This is a genomic window from uncultured Litoreibacter sp., from assembly GCF_947501785.1.
Taxonomy (GTDB): Bacteria; Pseudomonadota; Alphaproteobacteria; order Rhodobacterales; family Rhodobacteraceae; genus Litoreibacter.
The window spans coordinates 3,595,275-3,620,424 of sequence record NZ_CANMXB010000001.1 but is presented as its reverse complement, the minus strand read 5'-3'; the positions used below and the strand labels follow the sequence as shown (position 1 = coordinate 3,620,424).

The window sequence follows — 25,150 nt, the reverse complement described above, 5'->3', positions numbered from 1 at the left end:
CTCTCTCCTAGAATTCCTCACGATGGGGTCTCGCAAAAAGCCGCGGCCCCGGCTTGCGCGACTTCGTGGTCTTGCGCGGGCGAGCCGGAACTGACGCCAACGCCTCCCACCACATCTTTGCCGCTCAGCACCGGCACGCCGCCACCGACCGCAACCATTCGCCCCCCCAAAGCGGAGGCGATCCCGTGCGCAGGCATCCCAGGTTGATTGACCTCGCCCAAGGCACGCGTGCTTTTCTGGATCCCGGTTGCTGTGTAGGCCTTGTCGACGGCCAGATTTATGCTTGTGATCTTGGCCCCATCCATGCGCTCAAATGCAATCAGGTTACCGCTTTCATCCGTGACAGCGATGCACATGGGCACGCCGATGTCTTGGGCCTTTGCGCGCGCGCCTGCGATCAGGGTCGTGGCGTCGCTGATGTCCAACCGTCGGATGCTCAGCATGGCGATAGCTTTCTGCGCATCATGGGCCGATGATCAGATTTGGCAGTGTCAACGAAATCGCGGGCACAAAGGTTATCAACATGAGGGCTGCAAATATCGCCAAATAGAACGGCCAGATGGTTCTGACTGCTTTCTCCATCGGCAGTTTGCCCACCGCACATCCCACAAACAGGCATGTCCCGACGGGCGGCGTGCACAGGCCCAACCCCAAATTTACCAAAAGGATCATGCCAAACTGCAGCGGGTCAATGCCCAGCATGTTCATCACCGGCAGGAAGATCGGTGTGCAGATCAGGATCAGCGCCGCCATGTCCATGATCATTCCCAACAGCAGCAACACCGCATTGATCATCAGCAGGATCAGGATTGGGTTTTCTGTTATGCCAAGCAGGAACTCGACCGTTTTCGTCGGCACGCGATTGAAAGTCAGCATATAGGCAAATGCACCTGCGCAGGCGATCAGGATCATGACCATCGACGTTGTGCGTACCGAAGAAATCACAGCTGTTTTGAACGCCTCCCAAGACAGGCTGCGATAGACCACGAGCGTAACGATAAAGGCATACATCGCCCCAAACGCACCAGATTCTGTTACTGTGAACACTCCCGAAAGGACACCGCCCACGATAATAACGGCCGTCAACAGTCCTGGGATCGAACCGACAAAGGCAATGGCGAGGGCGGTCCATCCGGGGAATTGCTCTGCTTGGTAGCCGCGTTTCACGGCGACAACGTAGGCCGCGATCGCCAGGCAGCAGCACATCAGCACACCGGGAACAACACCTGCGAGGAACAGTTTCGAGATCGAAACAGCGCCACCAGTGGCCAGCGCGAAAATGATCATGTTGTGGCTGGGCGGGATGATGATACCGGCAATTGAGGACGTCACTGTCACGTTAACGGCATAGTCCGCGTCATAACCCTTGTCCTTCATCACCGGGATCAAGATCGACCCGAGCGCGGAGATATCAGCAATGGCCGATCCGGAAATGCCACCAAACAGCATGGAGGAAAACACATTGACGATGCCAAGGCCGCCACGCACGGCGCCCACAGCGGCCTGAGCAAACCGCACCAGCCGAATGGCAATGCCGCCGTGAAACATCAATTCCCCGGCAAAGATGAAGAACGGAATGGCCATCAGGGAAAACACGTTGATGCCCGATACGATCCGCTGAAATCCGACAAACAATGGGAGGCCCTCATAGGCAAAGGCCCCAAGTGCCGCGATCCCCAGCGCATAAGCCACAGGCGTGCCGATGATGACGCAAAGAGCGAAAAGCCCGAGAAGAACCATTAGTCCCATGTGCTAACCCTGATCTATGTTGTCTTGGCGCTGATCGTGCCCGAAAAACAGGCGGATAAGGTGGCCGGTGGCAAAGAGGAACACCAAAACGCCGCTGATCGTCATAGGCAGCGAGCGCAGGCCCTCTGACCATTGGATAAGCGGGATCAGCGCGTTCCATTTGAATTTGGTCAACTCAATCCCGTACCAAAACATCATGCCTCCAAAGCCCGCCAGCAGGAGGTCAGAGATCACGACAAAGACCGTGCGCACCCTGGGGGGAACAATGTTGCGGAACACCACAACGGACAGATGCGTGTGATTGTGAACGCCGGCTGCTGCGCCCAGAAAGGCGATGACCATAACCAACAGCAACGAGACCTGCTCGACCCAGGTTGGCGTGTCGTTCAGGACGTATCTGCCAAACACCAGCCAAGCAAAAATCGCAGTCATGACCACAATCGCGACCCCTGCCAGCAAGACGCAGATCCGCGCCAGCAGGTCGAGCAGCGCGTCCATGTACCGCAAGAATGCGGGTCGTGTTTCTGGTTGTTGCATGAGGCCCCTCTGAAGAAAAACGCCCGGCATCCAGTGGTGGAGCCGGGCGCTCATTGCTCGTTTATGACGTTACCTTATTCGGTCGCGCGGGCGATCTCGACGAGTTTCGTCATGTCCGGATTGGCAGCCAGATAGTCAGAATAGACCTTGTCCATTGCGGACTGGAACGGTCCCTTGTCAGCGATCTCGTTCACCTTGATGCCAGCCGCTTCGACGTCCTTGCGCGCCTGTTCGGAGCCAATTGCCCACTGCTCACGTTGAAACAAGGCAGCTTCTTCAGCAGCGCCGCGAACGGCTTCTTGCATTTCTGCAGACAGCGCGTTGAACTTTGCGGTGTTCACGCAAATGCACTCTGGAATGATCAGGTGCTCGGACAATGAATAGTGTGTTGTCACTTCGTAGTGGCCAACGTTTTTGAACGAGGGGAAGTTGTTTTCCGCGCCGTCAACAACACCTGTCTTCAATGCCTGCTGGACTTCAGAGAAGGCCATCGGGGACGGGTTGCCGCCCATCTCGGAAATCATCGCAGTGTAAAGGTCGTTGTTCATCACGCGGATCTTCAGACCTTCTACGTCAGCCGGGGTATTGATTGCCTTTTGGGCGTAGAAAGACCGTGCACCGGCATCAAACCAAGCAAGCGGCAGAACACCGGCTTCACCCATCGCGGCACCCATGATGTCGCCCGCTTCACCGTCAAGAACGCGGAACATGTGTGGAATGCTTTTGAAGATGAAAGGCAGCGATACAAGATTGGCTTCTTTCACCATTGGACCGATGGGCCCAAGATTGAAATTGCCGATTTCGATGGCACCGATGCGCACTTGCTCCAAAGCGTCTGGCTGTGAGCCAAGCACCCCGCCGTGGAAGACATCGACCGTGATTTCGCCGCCGGTGGCCGTATCCACCAGCTCAGCAAACTTGTCCATGGCGGCCGTGTTTGGGTGGCCGTCGTTGTGGATGTTCCAGGCGCGCCAGCTGTCAGCGGACGCCGAAGTGGCAACAAGAGCGACGGCGGTTGCAGCCGCAAAAAGTGATTTCGTGAAAGTCATGGGGTCTCCTCCCGATTGTTTTGGGCAGGATCTGGACGGCAAATTTGAAGGACGGTGCGAGCAACAAGCGTCAACGTCCTCCCAGAGCCGGAATCACTGCTGCCTCAATAAGGAGACTAGTATCCAAGTTATGTCAACAGCAGGGTACTAGGATCCCTGTTTCCTTGACAGGCCAACTGCCAGGCCCTTTGATGATCCGCAAGATAACCGGAGTTTGTAACAGTTGAGTCTGAATGAAAATCAGTTATGACTTCAACACGTTAACAGTAGTTATGGCGCGGAATTCCCGCTCCCTGTGAGAGAGCAAAGGCATCAGAACGTGGAAGACCTTACAAGACGAACGACCTCAGATGCTGTCTACGAAAAGCTGCACGACGAGATCGTTTCGCTCGAAATTCTGCCCGGGACAAAGCTTTCGGAGACAGAAGTCGCCCGCCGTTTTGGCGTTTCTCGTCAACCGGTCCGCAACGCTTTCACCAAACTTGGCAACGAAGACCTCCTTGTCATCCGCCCGCAAAAAGCCACCGAAGTACGCGGCTTTTCGATGGAGCGGGTGGCGCTTGCAAGGTTGGTTCGGATGGCGGTTGAGCTGGAGGTCGTATACCGGGCGGTCAAGATTTGGGATGCATCGCGCGAAGAGCAACTGGCTGAGAACCTTGCGCTGCAAGAGAAGGCCCTACGCGATGGCGATTTGCCGGCTTTCCACGCGCTAGACTATGACTTTCACAAGTTGATCTACGTCCTTGGTGGCAATCCTCTGGCATTCGAAGTGATGTTGGAGTGCAAGCAAAAGGTCGACCGGCTTTGTCTGCTTAGTCTCGAAAAAGACAGTGAAGCCGAGTCGATCCTGGCGGATCACCGTGACATCGCCAAAGGGATGGCGTCCGGCAACCTGAAGCAAGCGCAGGATTCAATCAGAAAACACCTCTCTCGCCTTGATGAGACAATTGACTTCGTCCACAAGACGCACCCCAAATATTTTGAATAGATGTTTCGCAGGAAACAGTAGCGCTTAGGCTGTTCCACGCTCTGGACGGTTATTGTCGATATTGAACTTCATACCATCCAAGAGCTCGTCGAGATCTGGCCGCGCAGCGGGCCCGTTTGAGATATCAACCAGCATTAATGTTCCATCGGGTCGGATGCCGAATGCACCTGGCTCTGCAAACAGGCCTGTGGTTTCCGCGTCGGAAAGTGGGGTTGAGACATACAGACCAAGCGACCGCATCTGTGTTTCTGTCATCCCATAACAAAGATCAAAATCCCAACCGAATTCTTCCTGATCCGTCACCGCTTTTTCTTTGGAGTCTGCCGACGCAACGACAACATCCAGAACGTCCTTCCACGCAGGCAGCGCATCGTTCAGCTTGTTCAGGAAACGCTTGCACCGCGGACAATGTTTGCCACGATAAACAAACAGCATTGTCCAACGATCCTTTGGCTGACCAATCGAGAGACGCTCAGAACTCCCAACAACCGCGAAACTCATTTCTTCAACTTTCGCGCCGGCAATAGGTTTAGCTGCAGTCATCAAAATCCCCATTGAGTGTCTCGAGCCGCCGTTCAGGCGCGTTCGCTTCTTCACGTCTTTCTCACGCGAACGCCCAAATTGGAAGTTAATCGCTGGAAATGATTGATCCCATTACGCGCGCTTCACTCCACAAATATTTTTTGCGCCCATCACGAAGTGCTTTAAGCGGTCATTGGCGCGAACGCGGCCAAAGTCAGGAAAGTCCCGCACATCTGCCACCTGGACACAGAGATCTCTTGAGACCAAAAAATCGTGTATTCTGTGGCCCAACAGAATCAAAAAGGATCGACTAGGTGCCGATAGAACCGTTTTTGGACTGCCGGGATGTCGCCGTTTCTGTGGAGTTCTATACTAAAGTTTTGGACTTTGAATTGGTGGTGGCCCCCGACCCTGATCCGCAGCAGTTCGGTTCGCGATATGCGGCGGTTTCACGAGACGGCGATATCCTCCATCTGAGCAGCCACCGTAGAGAAGACGGTGCGTTCGGCGCCTCCATTTATGTCCGGGTCGAAAACGTTGATGAACTGTGTGAGCGGTTTGTCGAGAACGGGATAAAGCTTTCCGTACCAGACGGCGGCAAGACGCCGGTAAATCAGACTTGGGGAATGCGGGAGATTGGCTTCAGAGACCCGGACGGCAACAAACTGACCTTCGGTCAAACTATCGCCTGACGAGCGGCCGCAAACACTGCGTGCGAACGCCAGCTTTGTCTCGCGTAGCTCACATCCGGACACCAAAGAACGCCTGCACTGCCGCACGACCGGTTTGAGCCATTAGTGACCGGCGCTGCGGTGCACGTCTTGGCTGTTCTTGGGCTCCGTACTCGCCAATGCGACGAGGGACGATGCTGCCTTTCCAGCGTCGTCGGCATATTGTGGATCGCGAAAGGTGAGCATTGCGGAAAATGCTCCATCCATCAGCAACGCAACTGATCTCGCAACCGCACTGGCCTCCTCAATTCCTGCATCTGCATAGCGCTCCGACAGCCAGGCCTCGAATTTTTTCTTGTGTGCCGCGCCAACAGCCACGGCAGGATGGCCCGGCATATTGGCCAATTCCGCCACGGTCCGCAGAAATCCGCATCCTTTCCATTTTGGGTGCCGGGCGTTCTGCGCGACATGTCGAAAAATAGCCGCCGTCCGATCAGCGGCTGATCCCTCTGCCTCATTGTACCAATTGGCGAAGGCCAGGAGGTTGGGCTGATCCCGCGAAACAAGATAGCCCTTGATCAGGTCGTCCTTGCTTTTGAAGTGGTAATAAAGCGTCCGCTTCGTCAGCCCAGCTTTTTCTGCAATGGCGTCTACGCTCACGGCGCGGATACCTTCCGCATAGAACAACTTATTTGCAGCCGTCAGGATCTTTTCTTGTGTGGTTTCGGTCGAGGGTTTCGCCATGTATACCGCCCAGTGAGTTTACATAAACCTGAACGCCTCAGATGCTCCGGTCAATACAAGTATGGAGCGACACTGATGAGCACTACAGTATTGATGAAGCGAGAGGGCGCTATTGCAGTTCTCACTCTGAACCGGCCCGAGAAACTGAACGCGCTGAATTACGAAGCAAATGACCGAATTCTCTCGTTGTTGGATCAGATTGAAGACGATCCCAGGTTGCGCCTGGTTATCCTGACCGGTGCTGGCGACCGCGCGTTTTCAGCCGGTGGTGATATTCATGAATTCTCGGAAACTGTGAAAATGGGCCCTGATGTCGCCATCAAGGCGTTCGTGCGTCGTGGCCAGGCCGTGACAAGACGACTGGAGGCGTTCACCAAGCCAATCATCGCCGCAGTCAACGGGATCGCCTTCGGTGGTGGCTGCGAAATCACGGAAGCTGTCCACCTCGCCGTCACTTCGGACAAGGCGAGGTTCTCCAAGCCGGAAATCAACATCGGCATTCCGCCTACCTTCGGCGGAACGCAGCGACTCCCGAGATTGGCAGGAAGGAAAAGGGCGCTGGAGCTTCTGCTGACCGGCGACGAGTTTAGCCCGGATCGCGCCTATGAGCTCGGCCTGGTAAATCGGGTCGTCCCGCACGACCGCCTGATGCCTGCTACATTCGAGTTGGCCGAACGTATCCTGCGTCATTCTCCCCTTGCGGCGGCGCGCATCATTACATCCGTGACGCGGGGCATTAATGCATCCATCACGGAGGGCCTTGAGATAGAAGCTGAGCAATTCGGTCGAATGGCTGGCACGAAAGACATCAACGAAGGTTTGGACGCCTGGATCGCACGTCGGATACCTAACTACTCGGGCTCGTAGACAGGCCTTGTCTCCTCTCTCTCGCGGCTGCTTTGTCCCGCGTAGCTCACATCTGGACACCAAAGAGCGCCGCTGCACTGCCGCACGACCGGTTTGAGCCCTCTTCAACGGGTGCTGCACTCCGATTGATTGGCAGCTTTTGCGGAAGCGCAGATAAGGTATTGTCCCCAGCGATGACGATGAAAGAGATGTTATCTCTTGGTTTCACGATCCCGCAGAAAATGAGAAGCCTTCAAAGCGGCCTCAAACGGCAAACAAAGGACTTGATCATGAGCATGCCAAAGCAAATGGTGGGTTTCTGGATACAAGACGCGGCCATTGTGGATTTCGAAACGCTTGCCTTTGCCTGTAGCGTCAGCCCCGACCATCCCGAGGCGGAAAACCAAATCACACCCGGGCGGTTGTTGAGTTTCAACATGACCACGGGCGAGTGGGGGTATATGACCTATTCCCCCTTCGACTCGCCCAAAGTTGTTGGCGGCCAAATCGCAGGCGCCGCAAAAGAAGCGCTTTTTGTCAGCGGTGCGGGCCATGTGGCGAAGTTTGGCTATGCGAAAGGCGAAAGCGGCCTTGAGCCCGACAACATCTTCGGCGCGCGCGGTTCAACGAGGGCGCTGGCCTACATTGATGGCGCGTACTATTCCGGCGGCGGTGATGCGCGCCTGAGCAGGCGCACGGAAACCGGTGCATGGGAAACGTTGCACCGGTTGGGTCATAGCCTCGACAACCCCCGCTTTTGGTACATGGTTGGCCAATCTCAAGACCTCATTTACCTCGCGGGTCCCAAGGGGGTGCATCTATGGGATGGCCAGAACCTGATCAAACAAGTGATGCCTGACGCTGTGATGAACCGCGACATGTTCGCTCCGTTTCATCCCATTGGCATGGCGCAAGCCCCGGATGGCCGCGTCTTCATTGCAGGCCGTGATGGCGATCTTGTGGTAGGCGACGCGACATCCGGTTGGGCCCCCGTGGTTGAGGCCAAACATGCCGGCCCACATGCGCCCAAAAAGATTGCATGGTTCAACGGCGCGCTTTGGGGGCTCAATGCAACCAGCACTGTCGAGCTGGGCGATGTCGGGTGGCACCCGCGCGCTTTCCCGCAGGACAAAAACCGCCCTGTTTTTCATACGCATCTCGCATCCGGGCATGGCTGGTTTTTGGTCTGCGGCTATCAGGACGCCGCGATTTTCGACGGTACACGCTGGTATCGCTTGTTTGGCAGCGAAGCCTCGGACGAATAGCAAGGGCTGATTGCCGCACAAAGCTACTTGCTCGAGTTGCCAGGAATTCCTCGCGTGGTAGTCTCGAACCTCTGACACTTGGACGTGCAACCGAGAGTGTTTCTCACTTGTTCGCGGCGCAATCGCTTACAAAGGAACCCTTCTATGCACATCTTTTCTATCGTTGCTCATCCGCGCTCGAACAGCTTTTGCCATGCAATTTCTGATGCGGCGCAATCGGCTTTGGCAACCGCAGGCCATACTGTCGAACATCATGATCTCTATGCCGAAGGTTTTGACCCGTGCCTTACACCGGACGAGGCCTACACCATCGGCGATACGTTTGAAGCGACACTTGCGCGCGCCGCTGATCCAGTGCTGAAACGACATCGTGAAGGTGTTGGAAAAGCCCAAGGATTGCTCGTTGTGCATCCCAACTGGTGGGGCAAGCCACCCGCGATTTTGGCTGGATGGATGGACCGCATCCTGGTTCCCGGGGTTGCCTACCGCTTGGAAACCGCCGACGGATTGCCCGAAGGGTTGCTGGCGATGAAGCATGCACTAATCGTCAATACATCAGACACGGACGCCGAACGAGAGGCCAATGATCTTGGCGATCCACTTGAATTGATTTGGGGTCGGTGCGTTTTGCCCAACTGCGGCGTAGAGCACTACAAACGACTGATTTTCCGTCCGGTGAATGGAAGCTCGCCTGAAGTCCGAAAGAAGTGGTTGGAAGACACGCAAACGCGCTGTCACGCAAGTTTCGGGCAGAACGTTGAATGACCGCAATCTCCGCAAAGCGGCCATTTGGCGGGCACGCGTAGGCTCCAAACCGGGTAGGCTGCGGGCGGGCCTAGTAACCCATGCCTCCTTCGTCGCGCGCAGGCATTCCGCTCGCGAACCGAAGCAGAACTGCGCCAAAGGTTTCCTCGCAGGTGCGGATTGAAGGGCTGGTGCATTCAACGAAGGCATCGCGGGCATCGGTCAGGACCCTTGCGGTTTTCACCGGTTTGCCATCGGGCCCGATCTCTTCGCCCAAAAGAAAGACCGTTCCTGTTCGTCCTCCTACGGTTTTGGTGGCCGTGTACACGGCGTAGGTCTTGCCCTCGTAGGTGTAGTTGCTGGAAAATCGCTTAAATGATTCATAGCTTGCGCATCCCGCCAAAAGCGCCAGCCCAAGTGCTGCACTAAACAGTCTCAGTTTCATTCCGTTTTCCTCCTTGATTTGAAACTTGGTATTCGATGCCCACATCGCGCGTGCCGCCTTCGGCTTCTCTCAAATGGCGTGCAAAGTCTTCCCGCAGTCGCCCAACTGACCCTGCCCGCAACTCGCCATCGGCTTGGTTGAAAGCACTCGGCCCAAACTCGGCTCATATAAGAACTTTGCTCCCTCCAGCGCATCGCAACATCGGCAGTACGCTCAAGAGCCTAGAAGGTCGCGCGCGCCTGCGCGTCACCAAATTTGGTGATACCGAGAATGACCGCTTCCTGTTCCGGGTGTTGAATGCTCATGTTCGCTTCGGGCCGACAGCGGCCAACCAACCAAAACCGTCAGATGTCAGCTATGAGCCCAAAGTGTACCCCGTAGCTTGAAGTTGAGAGCTTGCCATGCTTATCGTTTGAAATGAGCAAAGAACCTGAAACCGTAACTCTCTGGCGACCTATTGGACCAGAAGAGCTTGTCTTGATTGAGCAGTCCAACATGCGGGAATTTCCACCGCGCCTGCCCGAACAACCGATTTTCTATCCCGTCTTGACTGAGGAATATGCGATCAAAATCGCTCGAGATTGGAACGTGAAAGCAAGCGGTTCTGGCTTTGTCACTCGCTTTGAAGTGCTCAAATCATATCTGGACGCATACGACGTACAGGAGGCCGGCGGTCGTGCGCATTTGGAGTACTGGATACCGGCAGAAGAGATGATTGCTTTCAATGACGCTATCGTTGGTCAAATTACGGTCGTTCAAGAATTTCGGTGAACATGTTCAACGGCAGCAAAGTCCCGCAAAGCTTCCATCTGGACACCAAAGGGCGCCGCTGCACCCACGCATGTCCGGTTTGAGCCCAAAAGTACCCAATGCCGCACAATTCGTGAATGACTGCCATCCGACCACAGAACAAACGCTTGTGAAAACATGCCGCCCGGAACATAGTGTGAACATTCCAATTTCAAAGCGAGGGTTCATTCGTGGAAAATATGTCTCCGTACTTGGCTGGGATTGTGCTGTCTTACGGTGCATTTTTGATGGCTATCGCAAGCCCCGGTCCGAACGTCCTCGCGGTGATCGGGACCTCGATGGCCGTGAATCGTCGCTGCGGTATGGCGCTGGCAATGGGCGTGGCGACGGGTACGCTTACTTGGGCCATGCTGACCGCTATTGGTCTTTCTGCCCTGCTTGCGACCTACGCTTCTGCCATTTTCGCAATCAAAGTGTTTGGCGGTCTCTACTTGTTGTGGCTTGCCTATAAGTCGTTTCGTTCTGCGGCGTCAGCGCACGATATCGATGCAAATGAGCTGGCCGGCGGTCGGCGCACCACCTGGGGCCATGCAAGGCGGGGGTACATTATCCAAATGACCAACCCGAAAGCGGCGCTGGCCTGGATCGCCATTATCTCGCTCGGTCTTGCGCCGGGGGCGCCGCTTTGGGTTGCAGGAGCGATTGTCGGTGGCACCTTCATTCTGTCCGTGGTGATTCACCTCCTCTATGCTTTGGCGTTCTCGACCCCCACAATGGTTCGCATCTACGGGCGGGCGCGCCGGGTCATTCAAGGCGCACTTGGCACGTTTTTTGGCCTAGCTGGCCTCCGGCTTCTTACGGATCGGGGGTAAGCATACGGCAATTTGCGAAGACGCTTCGGGATGGAATGGCCGCACCACTTCGTCGCATTTTCGCGTCGCCGTCGATAACCTTGTGACAACGGCCGCAGATCGGGCGCGCATCCCGTTTGCGCTCTTTGCGACGTAAGCAAGCTTCTCGGATTTAGCCCCCGAAACTGATCGCAGTCTGTCGCGAAGCCGCGGCGAAAAGGTTGCTTTGGTCCGCGTCGCGATCCGAACAGGCCGTCAAAAAAATTTGCGGGGCTCTCGTGTCGTTCACCATATTTCGGCAAAGCCCGAACCATTTCGGTTGGGTTAACGACAAAGGGCCGCCAAAACAACGTGCGTAAAAGTGTTGGCCGGCCAGATTACCCAAGGAAATGTGCGCTGCTGTTTTGTACAATTTGGGTTGGGGCCGCAAAACTTTTGCCCCAAAATGTCACAAAACTCAGCAAGTCCCCGTCCGACGTGCTCAGTTCTGCTGAACCGTCATCCGTGCCTGAAGCCGCAAAGCGTGGCTTGGATCATCCGCCATGACCGGCAAAATCGGGTCATACCCCGCCCTGATAATCCCCGCCACATCCGGTCTCAGAACCGCCACATCATTGCCCGTCAGCGCCAAGGGGGAGGCGTTCAGGAACGCCTCATCCGACCATAACACAATAGACTGAACCACCTGCCCCAAGCACAATGTGTCCGCCGGAATGTCCGACATCACCGCGTCCATTTTCAGAAAAGCGAAGCAGGCCTTGATGCCGCCATCAGGGTCAAAGCGGAAGATACGGTATTGATTTGCATCGGCTTTTTCCAACCGCCCAACCAATGCCGCCAGCTCCGGGATCAGCTGATCAAGCTTTGGCGTATCCGTCAGCTCCGACCAGTCACGGATGAAGAAGACCATGAAATTGGCCCCCAGTTCGGGGTCCGTTTCCGTCATCTCATGGCCCGCCAACTGGCACACCGCCTCGATCGCGCCCTTCAAAACCGAAACGGTTTCATCCTCCACCCCAAACGCCACCGGCGCGATCGGACGGCCCCAGCGGGCGAACAGATAGCTTCCGTCAGAGCGGGTGAAAAACGGTGCGACTTCGGTTGTCATCAGCAGGTCCAGTGTGTTGAAAATTCGCAGATCGCTCTAACGTCCAGCAAGCAGCTGTGCAACTACCGGTCCGCTAAGGTGTTGATCGCCGTACAAAACTTCGGCCACATTGTCACCGTTGTAAAACACTGCAAACACAGCGCCATCCGTCATCCGCAACGCCCAGGCCGCCGCCGCCGCGTTGCATTGATGCGCCTGACACGCCCGGCCAACGATCCAATCCCCGAGCTGTTCCGTCACGCCGGGGCCAGACATCCGCCGGTTCATGTCGTCCATCTGCGCAGGCGTCATGATCCGCGCAAACCGCGCCTGCTCTGACGGATCTTGTGTCAGCGCTTGCGGGTGTTGTTGCAACCAGCGCGTGATATCCGCACCCAAACCGGCAGCAGGCGCAGCCGCCTGCGCCACGGCTGTTTGGGTCAGCTGAGCCCCATCAAATCGAAACGTCTGATGCGATACACGCGGCGCTGGGTCCGAGACGTCCAGCTCCAACATGTCAGGGGTCACCCGCACATCAATCGCACGCCCACGGCACGTCCCGAACTCGTCCGTCCGTGTTGCTGATCCATTGGTCAGCATGATGGCCAAGTAATTGCCGCCGCCACACATGTTGCCGCCATGGCGCGAGAATAAGACCGCCCAGTCCTGCGATCCGCCTTCCACCGCCCACACGCCTTCGATGTGGTACGCGTGGTTGGTGATCCCAAGGTCTGAGCCGTTGAACAGAACCCGTTGTGAGCCGATGTCGCCGACAATCTGCAAGGCCCCAAACCGCGTCTGCGCCTGAGAGAAGTTGCCAGCGGCGTAATCCGCCCAGACGGGCCCAGCAAGGGCGATTGCCAGCAAAATCGCTCTTCTAAACACTTGTTATTCCTCAAATAAGTCGTTCTGTCCTTTTGGCGCGGCCAATCCAAGATGGGTCCATGCCTTCGACGCAAGCATCCTGCCGCGCGGGGTGCGTTGGATCAATCCTTGTTGCAGCAAATAGGGCTCGATCACCTCTTCCAGCGCGTCGCGGCTTTCGCTCAGCGCCGCTGAAAGCGTTTCGATCCCGACGGGGCCGCCCTGATAATTCTCCGCAATAAGTGTCAGGTACCGCCGGTCCGCGCCGTCCAGCCCCAGGTGGTCGACACCCAACCGCGTCAACGCATTGTCCGCAAGTTCTCGCGTGATCGTCCCGTCGCCTTCCACCAGCGCAAAGTCCACCACGCGCCGCAATAACCGCCCTGCAATCCGAGGGGTCCCCCGCGCGCGCTTCGCGATCTCACGCGCGCCGTCATCTTGCGTGGTGATCCCCAACAGCCTAGCGCCGCGCCGGACGATCTCGTGCAGCTCATCCGTCGTGTAGAATTGCAGGCGCGTCGGGATACCGAACCGGTCGCGCAATGGGGTCGTCAATAGCCCGAGCCGCGTGGTTGCGCCCACAAGCGTAAATGGCTGTAATTCGATGCGAACTGTGCGCGCGGCAGGTCCCTCGCCGATCACCAGATCCAGCTCAAAATCTTCCAACGCGGGATAGAGCACTTCCTCAACCACAGGGTTAAGCCGGTGAATTTCATCGATAAACAACACGTCGCGCGCTTCGAGATTGGTCAGGATCGCGGCCAGATCGCCCGCCTTGGCCAGCACCGGCCCCGACGTCATCCGAAAGTTGACCCCCAGCTCCCGTGCCATGATCTGGGCCAGGGTCGTCTTCCCAAGACCGGGCGGCCCATGAAACAGCGTGTGGTCCATTGCCTCGCCGCGCTGTTTGGCGCTTTCAATGAACACCCGCAGATTGGCCCGCGCCTCCGCCTGGCCAATGAATTCGTCCAATCCCTGGGGCCGCAGCGCGCGGTCCGCATCCTCTGGCCGCCGCTCAGGGCGCAATGTCGGGTCTGGTTCGCTCATCACAGCCTATATGCCCGTATCAATCTTTCGGGGCCAGCAACTTCAACGCGGCCCGGATCAGGTCTGTTGTGTCTTCTGCATCACCCGAGACCTGCGCAACCGCGCTTGCAGCATCACCATGCGCGTATCCCAAATTCACCAGAGCTGACAAAGCCTCCGCCTGTGCGGCCCCTGACGCGCCTGCGACCGGCTCAATCACCTGCGCTTCGACGTCGCCTGTGGCCTGCGCCACCGTACCGCCCATCGCCATGATCCCCGGCGCTTTGTCCTTCAATTCAATCACGACCTTCTGCGCTGTTTTCGGCCCAACGCCCTTGGCGGCTTTGATCGCATTCCAATCCCCCAAGGAGATGGCCCGCGACACGCCGTCTGCGCCCAGTGTTCCCATGATGGCCATAGCGGCCTTTGCGCCGATGCCCTGCACCGACATCAGCAGCCGGTGCCACTCCTTCTCGATCATGGTCGTGAAGCCGAAAAGCTGCAGCAGGTCCTCCCGAACCAGCAGGTCCGTGTAGAGTGCCACGGCCTCGCCAACCGGCGGTAGCGCGGCCATGGTCCGGTCGGAACAGTAGACCAGGTATCCGATGCCGCCGACATCAATCATCACGTGGTCAGCGGCGCGGTGTTCCAGCCGGCCTGTGAGTTTCCCGATCATGCGCCGGCCCTTTGCAAGGCTTGTTGCAACCGGTCTGCGGTGCGTCCGTGCCACGCGTGGCACAGCGCGATTGCCAATGCGTCCGCCGCGTCAGGCCCAGCAATCTCGACACCGGGAAGCTGCATTCGCACCATGTGATCCACCTGCTTCTTGTCGGCGTGCCCCACGCCCACCACGGTTTTCTTGACTGCGTTCGGGGCGTATTCCCCCACGGGCAATCCTGCCCGGGCGGGCACCAGCATTGCAATCCCGCGTGCCTGACCCAGTTTCAGAGTACCCGCGCCGTCGCGGTTCACGAATGTCTGCTCAACTGCCGCCATTTCAGGGGCATGCACCCGCACAACATCGGTCAGCTGGTCATGTAAGCTTAGCAATCTGGTCGCCAGGTCCGTGCCGAGTGATTTGCAAACGCCGTTGGCAACATGGGTCACGCGCGAGCCCGTAACGTCAATGACGCCCCACCCCATGTTGCGAAGCCCGGGGTCAATTCCGATTACGCGCATCCTGCCCTGCCCTGTGATTTTTCTTCGTTAACGTTCGAGTAGCACGAAACGCGAACATTTGCCAAGAAAATGCGGCTCAATCCAATTACGACACTGCCGATGTCGCTTTTCTGCTGCGACGCAGCATGAGCAATGCAGAAATGACACCCTTGCCCAGTAGCGCGCATAATTGATGCAAATTTAATGTTAATTAACAGTAACTTATGCGGGCCTCCATCTATGCGCAGAGTGCATAGGGGCAATGCAGAAATCAACATTGTCCAAAATGCAGAACACTCCTAGATGCCAGTTATCAAAGCAGAACGCTTAAAACCTAATCAAAGATGAAAAGGACGACTTCAATGGCTGTTTTCGAAACCTCCCGCGCGCTGACCGAAGGCGCTCGTTTCAACCCGACCACTCTGTTCACCCGCATCGCTGGTGCCGTTATGGCATGGAATGATCGCCGTATGACCCGCAAAGCCCTGTCGACCCTGACAGCACGCGAGCTGGAAGATATCGGGCTGAGCCGCGGCGACATTGCCAACATGTAAGCTGACCCCAGCTGAAATCAGAAAAGCCACGCAGCGATTTGCGTGGCTTTTTTTATGTCCAACCAAACCGTTCGGCTTATCGCATGACCTTGCCGATCGCGCCTGCAATGGCGCGCGTTGCAGGGTCGGCATCGAGCAAGAAGGCCGCTGAAACCTGAACGGCCCCGCCTTTTTTCAATGTGTCGACGCGGTTAAGGTATTCTGACTCACCAAGCTCGGCCAACACGAAGCCTTTGAACGCCACAAACAAAAAGGCCGCGATTGCAAAGCTTTTCACGGGGAGAAGGCTGCGCTTTTTGAGATCAGTCTTAACGACATCCACAATCAGGCCATCGTCGCGCACGCGTTTTTCAACGCGTTTTTGCGGATTTCCCTTTTGTTTCAACGCGTCAAGGCGCTGGTTAAATCTGTCTTTGTTGACGTCAGCCAATGGTCTGCCTCGTGCTTTTTCTATGCACTTCAGCTGACGTATAGGCAAAAACCTGCTGAAATCCTAACGAATTTCCTAATTTCGCGTTAATCTTAACGCAGTCCATTCGCCAATGTCGCGTCTTTGCGACAGTTGGAAGCCAACAGCCTCGTAGGCGGCTTGCACCTCGTCGCCCTGCTCGACCAGCAGCCCAGAGAGTATAATCGTACCCCCTTTGGCCGTGTATTGCGCCATATCGCCGGCCAATGCGAGTAGCGGCGGCTTCAATATGTTGGCAAAGATCAGATCAAACGGCGCGGCCGATTTAAGCACATCATGCTCAAAGCCCATGGCTTCGACGCAAGACACCTGCCCTTCCATCCCGTTGGCCCGAAGGTTGGCCTCGGCAACGTCCACGGCGACCGCGTCAATATCGCTTGCGATGACGTTGTTGCCCCAGACACGAGCCGCAGCCATGGCCAAAACGGCGGTGCCGCAACCGATATCCGCGCAATTTTGCGCCACACCGCCCTCGGCGATGTAGTCTTCCAATGCCAGCAGGCAGCCTTGTGTGGTCCCATGATGCCCGGTCCCAAAGGCCATGGCCGCTTCGATCAGCAGTGAAATCCGGTCTTGCGGCACCTTGTCGGCGTCATGACTGCCGTAGACAAAAAACCGTCCGGCCTCCACAGGGGGTAACTCCCGGCGCACATGCGCGACCCAATCCTGATCCGGCACTTCGGACACAACAAAGTCCTTTGCCCCATGCGCCGCCGCCAAAATCGCCAGGGCAATTTCGTTGGGGGCGTCCAGAAAGTAGCCACCCACTTCCCAATAGCCCGATCCGTCCTCTACCTCGAACACGCCGACGCCGGTGGGGGCTGGTTCCAACGCCTCCAGAGCTTCACCCAAGGCTTGGGCCGGGCTTTCACCCATCAATGTGGTCAACGCGGTGAATGTCGGCATGGCGTCCTCGCAGCAGCAAATTCAGCCGCAGCCCTATGCCCCGCGCTGCGTCCGGTCAACACCATCATTGTTTCAAAAATACCTTGGGGGGAGCGCAGCGGGGGGCAAAGCCCCCATAAACCATCACGCGCGGCGCAAGCCGCTCATTTAGGCCTCGGTTAAGCCCCGGTGCCAATTGGGCAGGTCACCCCCGTGCCACCAATCCCGCAATAACCCGCGGGGTTCTTTGCCAGATATTGCTGGTGGTAATCTTCGGCAAAGAAGAACTCCGGCGCATCGACAATCTCCGTGGTGATCTCGCCGAACCCTGCGCCCTCCAGCCGCGGCGCAAACACGGCCTTGCTCTGCAACGCCGCCGCCTTTTGCGCCTCGGTATAGGCATAGATGCCCGAGCGGTACTGCGTACCCATATCATTGCCCTGCCGCATGCCTTGGGTCGGGTCATGCCCTTCCCAGAACACCTGCAACAGCGCCTCAAAGGAAACAACTGCGGGGTCATACACCACTCGCACCACCTCGTTATGGCCGGTCTGGCCGGTGCATACTTCCTGATATGTCGCATTCGGGGTAAATCCCCCCGCGTAGCCCACCATGGTGGAATAGACGCCCTCAATCCCCCAGAACATCCGCTCCACGCCCCAAAAGCAGCCCATACCAAACATCGCCTCTTCCATGCCCTTGGGCACGTCCAGCGACAAAGGCCGGCCGTTCACAAAATGCGTCTCGGCGGTGGGGATTGCGGCGCCGCGCCCCTGCAAGGCAGTGGCAGGGGTCACCATTTCAGCTTTCTTGCGGGCAAATCCAAACATCTCGGTCTCCTGAAGTCTGTCTCTCAGATATAGGGCATGCAGCCCCAATTGCTACTCCGCCGGGGCGGCGCGTCCGCGGGCAAATATGGTCTCACGCCCTGGCGTGGGGTGGCGCGGGATCAGCATCGACAAAACCAGCGAGGTCACCGCCATGCCCGCCGCCAACACAAACACGCCGATTTCGCTGACAATCCACAAATACCCCAAAAGCGCCGGCAGAAACACTGCAGCAATATGGTTGATGGTGAAGGCCACGGCCGCCGTCGGCGCAATATCGGCGGGATCCGCAATCTTCTGGAAATAGGTCTTGATCGCGAAGGCCATCGAGAAAAACAGATGGTTCAACACGTATAGCGCCGCGCCAACGGCGACGCCCCAGCCGAAATAGTAAATCCCGCCATAGGCAAGAAACACCAGGCTCAAGCCGGTATATTCCACCACAAGCATGTTGCGCTCACCGTAGCGGTGGATAGCTTTGCCGATCAGCGGGGCCAACACCATGTTGGCGACATAATTGATCAAAAACAGCGAGGTGACCTCATGCACTTCGAACCCGAAATGTTCGACCATCATGAAGGCGGCAAAAACCAGAAAAATCTGGCGCCGCGCGCCTGAAACGAATTGCAGCGCGTAATACAGCCAATACCGCCGCCGCAGCACCATCTTCTTGATTTGCGGGTTCGGGGCCTCAAACTGCGGGAAGTAGAAAAATGCGAAGACCGCAATCGCGACCGTAATGCCGCCAGACGCCATGTAGACAAAAGCGTAGCTCAGATCGAACGCCTTCCATGTCAGCACCAGCGCCCCGTAGGCGATGAGGGACGCAAAAGAGCCCGCCGCCGTCAGCCAACCCAAAACCTGCGGGGCCTTTTCGATCTCTATCCACTGCAGCTGCAGCGACTGGTTCACCGTCTCGTAATAGTGATACCCGATGGAAGAGATCAGGGTCAGCATCATGATACCGCCCACGCTCGGGAAATACGCCGTCAGGGCCGAGGCCCCGCCCAAAAGCACCAGCGACACCAGCCCCAAAACCTGCTCGCGCACGAAGATGATCACAAAGATCACCGTCACCGCCAAAAAGCCTGGGATTTCACGCACCGTGTGCAGCCAGCCGATCTCGACGCCGGTGAAGCTGGCGGCCTCCACGACGAAGTTGTTCAGCAGCGCCGACCAGGTCGCAAAGGCGATCGGCATGGCAAAGGCCATCAAGAACAACAAGAACACCGGCTGACGGTGAAATGGCAGCTTGCGGGCCTCCGCAAGCGGCATTTGTCTGATGCTGTCTCCGATCATGTCTTCACCGATACGCCTCCTGCCGCGCAATGGCGAGGCATATTGCGCACTTCCCTCCTCGCACCAGCGCACATTAACTTGCAGCCATGCACAAGCGCTTCAAAACATGGCTCTTCAACGGCACGCCTTTCTACGCACGGCTGATGTTCATCATCGGGGCGGCAACGCTCACGATGAAAGCTATGCTGGAAAGCCGCTATGGCGACTCGGTGGTGGTTTATCTGGCGATCCCATTTGTGATCTCCATCCTGCTCCACCAGTTCACTGCCCCCCGCAGCGATGACACGGTCGCCGGACATGTGCTGCGCCATGTCCGCAGCGCGATGATCGTTATGCTCGCCTCCTCCGCCCTGCTGATGGAGGGGTTCATCTGCGTGCTCTTCATGATCCCGATCTACCTGTTGGGCGCATTGCTGGCCTATGTGTTCATGGAAATCCGGCAAAACGCCCGCACGCGCAATTCGCAGATGAAGGCCTATGCGATCCCCGCGCTTGTGGCGCTGCTCTCCATCGAAGGGCTCACCGCCGCCACCTCGCTGCCGCGCTTTCAAACCGTATCGGTCACCCGGGAGCTGCCCGCAACCGCCGCCGAGCTGCAGGCAAATATGGCCAAGCCCATCACCTTCAACAACGACCGCACCTGGTTACTGTCGGTCTTCCCGCTGCCCGTGCAGGTCAACGCGGGCAGCCTCAACGCGGGCGACACCCACAGCCTCGACTTCATTTACAAACGCTGGTTCTTCACGCTGGCCAAACGGGGCCAGATGCATCTGCACCTCGACGAGGTTCGCCCCGACTACATCCACACCACGGTCACCAAAAACACCAGCTACCTCGCGGGCTATATGGATATCGACGGCACCGAGGTGCATTTTCATGAGCAAGACAACGGCACCACCCGCGTCACCCTCACCCTGCGCTACGAGAGCCATCTCGACCCGTCTTGGTATTTCGGCCCGCTGCAATCACTGGCCATGCGCCAAAGCGCAGACTACCTGATCAACAACGTCATCGCCCGCTGACATGTCCAGCCCCAACCTGTCTCACCCCGGGCCAAGCTTCTTTTTGCCAGAAATATGCTGGGGGGAGGAGCGCAGCGACGATGGGGCGAAGCCCCAATCACCCCAAGCCGCAGGCGAGGGGCATCACGCGCGGGCCGCAGGCACGCTCAATTCTTCCAGCCCGGCGCTCACCAATGCCCGCTTCCTGCCTCTGCGCCGCTGTGGCATAGTCGCGCTATGACGACGGCCAATCCAGATACGCTCGCCACCAAATACGACATCGCCGCCAGCCGGTGGGCCGACAAGATGCGCCTGCTTGGCTATTACGACGCCTATCTCGGCCTACTCTCGTCTCAAAATTTCCGCGCGCCTTCCGGCACCCGCGTCCTCGATATCGGCTGTGGCACCGCCGCCTTTGCGGAAGCGTGGATCGCCATTCACGGTCCCGACCAGCAGGTCACCTTGCTCGACCCTTCGGCTGAAATGCTGACCCATGGGGCCCGCGCATTGGCCAAGCGTGGGGTCGTCGCGCAAACCCGCGCGCAAACGCTGCAGGATCACGCGCCGGACCAAAGCTATCACTGCCTGATGGCCGCCCACGTGCTGGAACACGCCGCCGACCCCGTCCAGATGCTGCGCCAGATGCGGGCGCTGGTCGCGCCGGACGCGCGGCTGTGGCTGTCTGTCTCCAAGCCCCATTGGTGCAATGCCATCATCTGGCTGCAATGGCGTCACCGCGCCTACCGCGCGGACCAGGTGGAAAACATGCTGGATCAAGCCGGCTGGCAGCTGGAAACGGATTATGCGTTCCCAAGCGGCCCGCCCTCGCGCACCAGCAGAGGCTATCTCGCCAAGGCGGTCTAGCTCAGAACCGCTCCGCCCGCAGCACTTTGGCGTCCGTGACGTTCACCACGCCGATATGGCGGGTCAAGACGCCCAACACAGCCTCCAGCAACGCATCAAGCCTTTCCGGCTTCACAAGGCACACCACCGCAGACATCCCGTCCGCGCGCCCCACAGTGCCCTGTCGCGACCATTGCCCCGACCGGCCAGACCCGCCCTTGACGGGCAGCACCGAAAACCCGGTCACGCCCTCGTCGGTCAGTAGCCTCGTCAGGCGTTTCTCCATCACCGCTTCGATGATGATTTCCACACGTTTGGCGTCATGCATGTCCATGGCTTAACCTCCGATAACTGTGCTGGCGACGGCAATGTAGAGCGGGATGCCCAGGACCAGATTGAAGGGGAAGGTGATCCCCAATGACAGGGTCAGGTAGACGGCCGGATTGGCCTCTGGCAGCGCCACCCGCATGGCCGCCGGCACCGCAATGTAGCTGGCCGAGGCCGACAGCACCATCATCAGCGCGACGCCGCCAGTGGACAAGCCCAGCACCGCGCCCGCCACCAGCCCAAACGTGGCCCCAACCAACGGCATGATCAGGCCAAACGCCACGACCATGCCCGAAACAGTGCCCTTGGCGTTGCGCAATCCGCGCCCAGCAACCAGCCCCATATCCAGCAAGAACAGGCACAAAACGCCTTTGAAAGGTGCCGTGATAAACGCGTCGATCTCAGCTTTGCCTTCAGCGCCGGTGATGCCCCCGATCAGGAATGCGCCCACCAGCAACACGATGGAGCCGTTCAACATGATCTCCCGCATCAGCTCGCCGCTCATGCCGCCGCTGTCGGGGTTGGACCGCGACACCAACCACAGGGCGGCCACAATGGCAGGCGCTTCCATCGCAGCAGCCACGGCCACCATATAGCCCTCCGACCCAATGCCTTGCGCGTCCAAAACGGACGACGCCGCGACAAAGGTCACAATCGAAATGGAACCGTAATGCGCCGCCACGGCCGCGGCGTCCAGCGCGCTCAGCTTGGTCATCACGCGCAGCAGGGCGTAGGCCACGAACGGAATCAGGCCAGACAGCACTACGCCTGCGATCAGCGAGCCGATCAACAACGCGTCCACGCCATGCCCCGCCACGCTGGCCCCGCCTTTGAACCCGATGGCAAACAGCAGATAGAGCGACATGCCTTTGGCAATGGCTTCGGGAAAATTCAAATCGGACCGCGCCAAAGCCGCCGCAACCCCAAGTGCAAAGCTTAAGATGATGGGAGACAGCAGGTTCGCCGCCGCAAGATCCAGAATTCCGCCCATATCCACCTCGCCCCGTTGAGTTCCGGCTTACCTAGGGGCAGCCTCCTGGTTTCACAACCCGCCTGAGGCCGATTGTCCCAGCCGCGCTTTCAGAAAGTCCATCACCGCCCGCGTCTTGCGCGGTAGTTGCGATCGGCTGGGGTATAAAAGCCATGCGCCGGTCTCGAACTCCGACGCGGTTGCCTGAAATTCCGGCAACAGCTGCACCAGTCGACCGTTGGCCAGATCGTCAGCGACCAGCCAATCCGTCAGCAACCCCGGCCCCATGCCCTCACGCACTGCGGCCCGCAATGCCAACGGGTTCGAAATGCTGATCGGGCCGCGCACCGGTACTTCTTGCACCGACCCGTCTTTCGATTTGAACCACCACGCGGCTCTCAGGCCAGGCAAGGTGTAGCGCAAACAGGCATGCTCCCGCAGGTCGGCAGGCGACGCCACCGGCGCATGGCTTGCAACATAGTCAGGCGAGGCGCAGACCATATACCGCGTCGCGCGCAGCTTGCTGCTTATCAGATCGCCCTGCGGAGACGCCGCCAACCTGATCGCTAGATCAATCCCCTGCTCCGCCAAATCAACCCGCTGGTCGGTCAACACCAAATCCAGTTCAACATCCGGAAGGGCCTCCCTCAGTTCCGGCAATAGCGGCACAAGGCACTCGCAACCAAAAGCAACAGAAGCCGTTAGCCGCACCAACCCTTTCGGCGTGCTGCGCACCCGCGCCGCGGCCTCCCCCGCCGCCGCAATTTCGTCCAAGGCGGGGCCAATGCGTTCCAAATAGGCGGCCCCCTCCGCCGTCAAGGACAAGCTGCGGGTAGAGCGGTTGAACAGCCTGATCCCAGCCTGTGCCTCAACGCTCGCCACTGCGCGGGACACCGAAGACGGATCCACATCCCCCGCCCGTGCGACGGCAGCAAAACTACCAAGCTGCGCGACCTGCCGCGCGAGGATCAGGGATGCAATCTCCATTCGTGCGAATATCACATCAATGCGATGCGGTATCCACCATTTTTTGCACGACATGCCTTGGCTATCCCTTGCCCAACGCAACACTGACGGAGTTTACCCGAATGCCCACCCTACTCAGAATTGACAGCAGCACCCGTGTCGAAGGGTCTCACACCCGGGCCCTAGGCGATCAAGCGCAGGCGGCGTGGCTGGCCGCCAACCCCGCCGGCACCGTGATAACCCGCAACACGCCAGACGGCTCGATCCCCTACTTGTCGCAAGACACCATCGCAGGGTTTTTCACGCCGCCGGACGATCAAACGCCCGAGATGAAGGAAGCAACCGCCCTGTCCGACCAACTCATCGCCGAATTGCACTCCGCCGACCTGCTGCTTATCACAGCACCGCTCTACAATTTCGGCGTCCCCGCAGCGCTTAAGGCTTGGATCGATCTGGTCACCCGCATGGGCCACACGTTTTCCTATGAAGACGGCGCATTCAAAGGCCTCACCCAAACCAAACGCGCCATTGTCGTCTGCGGGTACGGGTCCGGCGATTACTTGCAGGGCCAACCCAAAGAAGCCGCAAACTTTCTGGAACCCTACCTGCGCTTCCTGTTAGGCTTCATCGGAATTGAGGACGTGCAAGTCGTGTCCGTGCAATCCACCACGGCAGATGCCGACACAGTGACGCGCAACATGGACCAAGCCCGCGCCGACCTTGCGCTGATGATCTAACGAAGGACCCCGCCCCCATGACCGACCTGACCAACAAAACCGTGCTGATCACCGGCGCCAGTCGTGGCATCGGCGAAGCCGCTGCCCGACATTTCGCGACGCTTGGCGCAAATTTGGTTCTCGCCGCGCGCAGCACCGACGCGATTGAGAAAATTGCAGCTGAAATTGCAGACGCCGGAAGGAAGGCAACGGCGGTGCAGTGCGACGTGGCCTGGCATCACGACGTCAAAAACGCGGTCGATACTGCGGTCGAGACGTATGGCACCATCGACGTTCTGATCAACAATGCGGGCCTGATCGACCCCATCACCCGCATCACCGACAGCGACCCCGAGGATTGGACCCATGTGGTCGATGTAAACCTCAAGGGCGTCTATTACGGCTACCACTCAGCGCTGCCGATCATGCAAAAGCAGGGGGCTGGCACAATCATCAATATCTCATCTGGTGCCGCCACCGGCGCGCTGGAAGGCTGGAGCCACTATTGCGCCACCAAGGCCGCCGTGTTGTCCCTGACAAAATGCGGGCACAAGGAAATGGCCGATCACGGCATCCGCATAATGGGCCTATCGCCGGGCACTGTGGCGACAGAAATGCAGCTGCAAATCAGGGACAGCGGCATCAATCCGGTCAGTCAGTTGGACCCCAATGTACACATCCCACCGGAATGGGTGGCGCAAGGCCTCGCCTACCTCTGCGGCCCCGGCGGCGATGCGTGGCTCGGGCAGGACTTCTCCATGAAGACCGCCGAGGGTCGCGCAGCACTGGGCCTGCCCGCCCCCTAACCCTCTGCGAAAGAACAATATTCCAAATCATATCGGACGCACGGAAGAATTTCCTTGCTTTTGAAATCCGACTCGCGCTCAATTGTCTTACATTTAAAACGGACTGCAGCCACAGCCGCGTAGAAGCCGTCCCAAGACCAACAGGGTTTGAAACAGCATCCGCCAATCGAACCTGAATATGACAGATTCAA

The 25,150-nt window shown here is 58.1% G+C and carries 31 protein-coding genes; 12 read left to right on the top strand and 19 right to left on the bottom strand.

Annotation, left to right across the window (positions count from 1 at the left end; translation table 11 throughout):
- Positions 1 to 17 precede the first annotated feature (17 nt).
- The 4 genes from Q0899_RS18080 to Q0899_RS18065 form a co-directional block, all read right to left on the bottom strand.
- A complete protein-coding gene (locus Q0899_RS18080) occupies positions 18 to 443 on the bottom strand; it encodes a heme-binding protein (RefSeq protein WP_299194706.1) in 426 nt (141 codons plus the stop codon).
- A gap of 19 nt (positions 444 to 462) precedes the next feature.
- A complete protein-coding gene (locus Q0899_RS18075) occupies positions 463 to 1,749 on the bottom strand; it encodes a TRAP transporter large permease (RefSeq protein ID WP_298298776.1) in 1,287 nt (428 codons plus the stop codon).
- 3 nt (positions 1,750 to 1,752) lie between these two features.
- Complete coding sequence (locus Q0899_RS18070) at positions 1,753 to 2,286, bottom strand: TRAP transporter small permease (protein ID WP_298298773.1); 534 nt, start codon at positions 2,284 to 2,286, stop codon at positions 1,753 to 1,755.
- A 74-nt stretch (positions 2,287 to 2,360) separates the two neighbouring features.
- A complete protein-coding gene (locus Q0899_RS18065; RefSeq protein ID WP_298299086.1) occupies positions 2,361 to 3,335 on the bottom strand; it encodes a TRAP transporter substrate-binding protein in 975 nt (324 codons plus the stop codon).
- Positions 3,336 to 3,654: 319 nt separating this feature from the next.
- Here Q0899_RS18065 and Q0899_RS18060 point away from each other — a divergent pair, with 319 nt between their 5' ends.
- Entirely contained in the window at positions 3,655 to 4,323 is a 669-nt protein-coding gene (locus tag Q0899_RS18060) for a GntR family transcriptional regulator (RefSeq protein ID WP_298298769.1), read from the top strand.
- 24 nt (positions 4,324 to 4,347) lie between these two features.
- Here the strand turns inward: Q0899_RS18060 and Q0899_RS18055 are convergent, their stop codons facing one another.
- Positions 4,348 to 4,866, bottom strand: a complete 519-nt coding sequence (locus Q0899_RS18055) for a redoxin domain-containing protein (protein ID WP_299194699.1) — start codon at positions 4,864 to 4,866, stop codon at positions 4,348 to 4,350.
- Positions 4,867 to 5,159: 293 nt separating this feature from the next.
- On the opposite strand from Q0899_RS18055, the gene Q0899_RS18050 reads away from it, so the two are divergent.
- Positions 5,160 to 5,537, top strand: a complete 378-nt coding sequence (locus Q0899_RS18050) for a VOC family protein (RefSeq protein ID WP_298298763.1) — start codon at positions 5,160 to 5,162, stop codon at positions 5,535 to 5,537.
- A 102-nt stretch (positions 5,538 to 5,639) separates the two neighbouring features.
- Here the strand turns inward: Q0899_RS18050 and Q0899_RS18045 are convergent, their stop codons facing one another.
- Complete coding sequence (locus Q0899_RS18045; RefSeq protein WP_299194695.1) at positions 5,640 to 6,260, bottom strand: TetR/AcrR family transcriptional regulator; 621 nt, start codon at positions 6,258 to 6,260, stop codon at positions 5,640 to 5,642.
- Between the two features lie 75 nt (positions 6,261 to 6,335).
- On the opposite strand from Q0899_RS18045, the gene Q0899_RS18040 reads away from it, so the two are divergent.
- The 3 genes from Q0899_RS18040 to Q0899_RS18030 all read left to right on the top strand — a co-directional run bounded on the left by Q0899_RS18040 (position 6,336) and on the right by Q0899_RS18030 (position 9,136).
- Positions 6,336 to 7,127 (top strand): crotonase/enoyl-CoA hydratase family protein, encoded by a 792-nt coding sequence (locus Q0899_RS18040; RefSeq protein ID WP_298359975.1) that lies wholly within the window; start codon positions 6,336 to 6,338, stop codon positions 7,125 to 7,127.
- A 269-nt stretch (positions 7,128 to 7,396) separates the two neighbouring features.
- Entirely contained in the window at positions 7,397 to 8,371 is a 975-nt protein-coding gene (locus tag Q0899_RS18035) for a hypothetical protein (protein WP_299194687.1), read from the top strand.
- 144 nt (positions 8,372 to 8,515) lie between these two features.
- Positions 8,516 to 9,136, top strand: coding sequence for an NAD(P)H-dependent oxidoreductase (locus Q0899_RS18030; RefSeq protein ID WP_299194684.1), 621 nt, complete (start codon positions 8,516 to 8,518; stop codon positions 9,134 to 9,136).
- 70 nt (positions 9,137 to 9,206) lie between these two features.
- Here Q0899_RS18030 and Q0899_RS18025 read toward each other — a convergent pair whose 3' ends face one another.
- Positions 9,207 to 9,560 (bottom strand): hypothetical protein, encoded by a 354-nt coding sequence (locus Q0899_RS18025; RefSeq protein WP_298298749.1) that lies wholly within the window; start codon positions 9,558 to 9,560, stop codon positions 9,207 to 9,209.
- 417 nt (positions 9,561 to 9,977) lie between these two features.
- On the opposite strand from Q0899_RS18025, the gene Q0899_RS18020 reads away from it, so the two are divergent.
- Both Q0899_RS18020 and Q0899_RS18015 read left to right on the top strand, forming a co-directional pair.
- Positions 9,978 to 10,331: an ADP-ribosylation/crystallin J1 gene (locus Q0899_RS18020; protein WP_298361667.1), complete on the top strand. Its 354-nt coding sequence runs from the start codon at positions 9,978 to 9,980 to the stop codon at positions 10,329 to 10,331.
- 266 nt (positions 10,332 to 10,597) lie between these two features.
- Positions 10,598 to 11,182 carry a LysE family transporter gene (locus Q0899_RS18015; protein WP_298359984.1) on the top strand — a complete coding sequence of 195 codons (585 nt, stop codon included), beginning with the start codon at positions 10,598 to 10,600 and terminating at the stop codon, positions 11,180 to 11,182.
- Between the two features lie 460 nt (positions 11,183 to 11,642).
- Here Q0899_RS18015 and Q0899_RS18010 read toward each other — a convergent pair whose 3' ends face one another.
- From Q0899_RS18010 to ruvC, 5 genes are read right to left on the bottom strand one after another with little or no spacing between them, the layout of a single operon-like run.
- A complete protein-coding gene (locus Q0899_RS18010) occupies positions 11,643 to 12,269 on the bottom strand; it encodes a hypothetical protein (protein ID WP_299194679.1) in 627 nt (208 codons plus the stop codon).
- 36 nt (positions 12,270 to 12,305) lie between these two features.
- Positions 12,306 to 13,133 (bottom strand): hypothetical protein, encoded by an 828-nt coding sequence (locus Q0899_RS18005; protein ID WP_299194676.1) that lies wholly within the window; start codon positions 13,131 to 13,133, stop codon positions 12,306 to 12,308.
- A gap of 3 nt (positions 13,134 to 13,136) precedes the next feature.
- The gene (gene ruvB / locus Q0899_RS18000; RefSeq protein WP_298359990.1) at positions 13,137 to 14,159 is read right to left on the bottom strand and encodes a Holliday junction branch migration DNA helicase RuvB; all 1,023 of its coding nucleotides are present in this window, start codon (positions 14,157 to 14,159) and stop codon (positions 13,137 to 13,139) included.
- A 19-nt stretch (positions 14,160 to 14,178) separates the two neighbouring features.
- Complete coding sequence (ruvA, locus tag Q0899_RS17995; protein ID WP_298298727.1) at positions 14,179 to 14,814, bottom strand: Holliday junction branch migration protein RuvA; 636 nt, start codon at positions 14,812 to 14,814, stop codon at positions 14,179 to 14,181.
- Entirely contained in the window at positions 14,811 to 15,317 is a 507-nt protein-coding gene (ruvC, locus tag Q0899_RS17990) for a crossover junction endodeoxyribonuclease RuvC (RefSeq protein WP_298359992.1), read from the bottom strand. The genes ruvA and ruvC overlap by 4 nt, the downstream gene beginning before the upstream one ends.
- A 341-nt stretch (positions 15,318 to 15,658) precedes the next feature.
- Between ruvC and Q0899_RS17985 the strand changes: the two genes are divergently transcribed.
- Complete coding sequence (locus Q0899_RS17985; RefSeq protein ID WP_299194672.1) at positions 15,659 to 15,850, top strand: DUF1127 domain-containing protein; 192 nt, start codon at positions 15,659 to 15,661, stop codon at positions 15,848 to 15,850.
- Between the two features lie 76 nt (positions 15,851 to 15,926).
- On the opposite strand, the gene Q0899_RS17980 is transcribed toward Q0899_RS17985, so the two are convergent.
- The 4 genes from Q0899_RS17980 to Q0899_RS17965 all read right to left on the bottom strand — a co-directional run bounded on the left by Q0899_RS17980 (position 15,927) and on the right by Q0899_RS17965 (position 19,330).
- Positions 15,927 to 16,280 (bottom strand): hypothetical protein, encoded by a 354-nt coding sequence (locus Q0899_RS17980; protein WP_298298718.1) that lies wholly within the window; start codon positions 16,278 to 16,280, stop codon positions 15,927 to 15,929.
- Positions 16,281 to 16,355: 75 nt separating this feature from the next.
- Positions 16,356 to 17,225 carry a 50S ribosomal protein L11 methyltransferase gene (locus tag Q0899_RS17975; RefSeq protein WP_299194669.1) on the bottom strand — a complete coding sequence of 290 codons (870 nt, stop codon included), beginning with the start codon at positions 17,223 to 17,225 and terminating at the stop codon, positions 16,356 to 16,358.
- Between the two features lie 158 nt (positions 17,226 to 17,383).
- Positions 17,384 to 18,034 (bottom strand): peptide-methionine (S)-S-oxide reductase MsrA, encoded by a 651-nt coding sequence (gene msrA, locus Q0899_RS17970; protein ID WP_298298712.1) that lies wholly within the window; start codon positions 18,032 to 18,034, stop codon positions 17,384 to 17,386.
- A 51-nt stretch (positions 18,035 to 18,085) separates the two neighbouring features.
- A complete protein-coding gene (locus Q0899_RS17965) occupies positions 18,086 to 19,330 on the bottom strand; it encodes an MFS transporter (RefSeq protein ID WP_298298709.1) in 1,245 nt (414 codons plus the stop codon).
- Between the two features lie 86 nt (positions 19,331 to 19,416).
- Here Q0899_RS17965 and Q0899_RS17960 point away from each other — a divergent pair, with 86 nt between their 5' ends.
- Both Q0899_RS17960 and Q0899_RS17955 read left to right on the top strand, forming a co-directional pair.
- On the top strand, positions 19,417 to 20,352 hold the full coding sequence (locus tag Q0899_RS17960; protein WP_299194666.1) for a hypothetical protein: 936 nt from the start codon (positions 19,417 to 19,419) through the stop codon (positions 20,350 to 20,352).
- Between the two features lie 216 nt (positions 20,353 to 20,568).
- Positions 20,569 to 21,195 (top strand): bifunctional 2-polyprenyl-6-hydroxyphenol methylase/3-demethylubiquinol 3-O-methyltransferase UbiG, encoded by a 627-nt coding sequence (locus tag Q0899_RS17955; RefSeq protein ID WP_299194663.1) that lies wholly within the window; start codon positions 20,569 to 20,571, stop codon positions 21,193 to 21,195.
- A 1-nt stretch (position 21,196) separates the two neighbouring features.
- Here the strand turns inward: Q0899_RS17955 and Q0899_RS17950 are convergent, their stop codons facing one another.
- From Q0899_RS17950 to Q0899_RS17940, 3 genes are read right to left on the bottom strand one after another with little or no spacing between them, the layout of a single operon-like run.
- Complete coding sequence (locus tag Q0899_RS17950; RefSeq protein WP_298298700.1) at positions 21,197 to 21,508, bottom strand: transcriptional regulator; 312 nt, start codon at positions 21,506 to 21,508, stop codon at positions 21,197 to 21,199.
- A gap of 3 nt (positions 21,509 to 21,511) precedes the next feature.
- Positions 21,512 to 22,492: a sodium-dependent bicarbonate transport family permease gene (locus Q0899_RS17945; protein WP_298298697.1), complete on the bottom strand. Its 981-nt coding sequence runs from the start codon at positions 22,490 to 22,492 to the stop codon at positions 21,512 to 21,514.
- 51 nt (positions 22,493 to 22,543) lie between these two features.
- Positions 22,544 to 23,512: a LysR family transcriptional regulator gene (locus Q0899_RS17940; RefSeq protein ID WP_299194659.1), complete on the bottom strand. Its 969-nt coding sequence runs from the start codon at positions 23,510 to 23,512 to the stop codon at positions 22,544 to 22,546.
- Positions 23,513 to 23,559: 47 nt separating this feature from the next.
- Here Q0899_RS17940 and Q0899_RS17935 point away from each other — a divergent pair, with 47 nt between their 5' ends.
- On the top strand, positions 23,560 to 24,174 hold the full coding sequence (locus Q0899_RS17935; protein WP_299194656.1) for an NAD(P)H-dependent oxidoreductase: 615 nt from the start codon (positions 23,560 to 23,562) through the stop codon (positions 24,172 to 24,174).
- A gap of 17 nt (positions 24,175 to 24,191) precedes the next feature.
- Positions 24,192 to 24,959, top strand: coding sequence for an SDR family oxidoreductase (locus Q0899_RS17930; RefSeq protein ID WP_299194653.1), 768 nt, complete (start codon positions 24,192 to 24,194; stop codon positions 24,957 to 24,959).
- The last annotated feature ends 191 nt before the right edge of the window (positions 24,960 to 25,150 follow it).

Bases quoted from the DNA above. Each gene is read 5' to 3' on its own strand.
- Q0899_RS18080 (WP_299194706.1), bottom strand. From the start codon at position 443: ATGCTGAGCATCCGACGGTTGGACATCAGCGACGCCACGACCCTGATC.
- Q0899_RS18075 (WP_298298776.1), bottom strand. From the start codon at position 1,749: ATGGGACTAATGGTTCTTCTCGGGCTTTTCGCTCTTTGCGTCATCATC.
- Q0899_RS18070 (WP_298298773.1), bottom strand. From the start codon at position 2,286: ATGCAACAACCAGAAACACGACCCGCATTCTTGCGGTACATGGACGCG.
- Q0899_RS18065 (WP_298299086.1), bottom strand. From the start codon at position 3,335: ATGACTTTCACGAAATCACTTTTTGCGGCTGCAACCGCCGTCGCTCTT.
- Q0899_RS18055 (WP_299194699.1), bottom strand. From the start codon at position 4,866: ATGACTGCAGCTAAACCTATTGCCGGCGCGAAAGTTGAAGAAATGAGT.
- Q0899_RS18045 (WP_299194695.1), bottom strand. From the start codon at position 6,260: ATGGCGAAACCCTCGACCGAAACCACACAAGAAAAGATCCTGACGGCT.
- Q0899_RS18040 (WP_298359975.1), top strand. From the start codon at position 6,336: ATGAGCACTACAGTATTGATGAAGCGAGAGGGCGCTATTGCAGTTCTC.
- Q0899_RS18035 (WP_299194687.1), top strand. From the start codon at position 7,397: ATGAGCATGCCAAAGCAAATGGTGGGTTTCTGGATACAAGACGCGGCC.
- Q0899_RS18030 (WP_299194684.1), top strand. From the start codon at position 8,516: ATGCACATCTTTTCTATCGTTGCTCATCCGCGCTCGAACAGCTTTTGC.
- Q0899_RS18025 (WP_298298749.1), bottom strand. From the start codon at position 9,560: ATGAAACTGAGACTGTTTAGTGCAGCACTTGGGCTGGCGCTTTTGGCG.
- Q0899_RS18020 (WP_298361667.1), top strand. From the start codon at position 9,978: ATGAGCAAAGAACCTGAAACCGTAACTCTCTGGCGACCTATTGGACCA.
- Q0899_RS18015 (WP_298359984.1), top strand. From the start codon at position 10,598: ATGGCTATCGCAAGCCCCGGTCCGAACGTCCTCGCGGTGATCGGGACC.
- Q0899_RS18010 (WP_299194679.1), bottom strand. From the start codon at position 12,269: ATGACAACCGAAGTCGCACCGTTTTTCACCCGCTCTGACGGAAGCTAT.
- ruvB (WP_298359990.1), bottom strand. From the start codon at position 14,159: ATGAGCGAACCAGACCCGACATTGCGCCCTGAGCGGCGGCCAGAGGAT.
- ruvA (WP_298298727.1), bottom strand. From the start codon at position 14,814: ATGATCGGGAAACTCACAGGCCGGCTGGAACACCGCGCCGCTGACCAC.
- ruvC (WP_298359992.1), bottom strand. From the start codon at position 15,317: ATGCGCGTAATCGGAATTGACCCCGGGCTTCGCAACATGGGGTGGGGC.
- Q0899_RS17985 (WP_299194672.1), top strand. From the start codon at position 15,659: ATGGCTGTTTTCGAAACCTCCCGCGCGCTGACCGAAGGCGCTCGTTTC.
- Q0899_RS17975 (WP_299194669.1), bottom strand. From the start codon at position 17,225: ATGCCGACATTCACCGCGTTGACCACATTGATGGGTGAAAGCCCGGCC.
- msrA (WP_298298712.1), bottom strand. From the start codon at position 18,034: ATGTTTGGATTTGCCCGCAAGAAAGCTGAAATGGTGACCCCTGCCACT.
- Q0899_RS17965 (WP_298298709.1), bottom strand. From the start codon at position 19,330: ATGATCGGAGACAGCATCAGACAAATGCCGCTTGCGGAGGCCCGCAAG.
- Q0899_RS17960 (WP_299194666.1), top strand. From the start codon at position 19,417: ATGCACAAGCGCTTCAAAACATGGCTCTTCAACGGCACGCCTTTCTAC.
- Q0899_RS17955 (WP_299194663.1), top strand. From the start codon at position 20,569: ATGACGACGGCCAATCCAGATACGCTCGCCACCAAATACGACATCGCC.
- Q0899_RS17950 (WP_298298700.1), bottom strand. From the start codon at position 21,508: ATGGACATGCATGACGCCAAACGTGTGGAAATCATCATCGAAGCGGTG.
- Q0899_RS17945 (WP_298298697.1), bottom strand. From the start codon at position 22,492: ATGGGCGGAATTCTGGATCTTGCGGCGGCGAACCTGCTGTCTCCCATC.
- Q0899_RS17940 (WP_299194659.1), bottom strand. From the start codon at position 23,512: ATGTCGTGCAAAAAATGGTGGATACCGCATCGCATTGATGTGATATTC.
- Q0899_RS17935 (WP_299194656.1), top strand. From the start codon at position 23,560: ATGCCCACCCTACTCAGAATTGACAGCAGCACCCGTGTCGAAGGGTCT.
- Q0899_RS17930 (WP_299194653.1), top strand. From the start codon at position 24,192: ATGACCGACCTGACCAACAAAACCGTGCTGATCACCGGCGCCAGTCGT.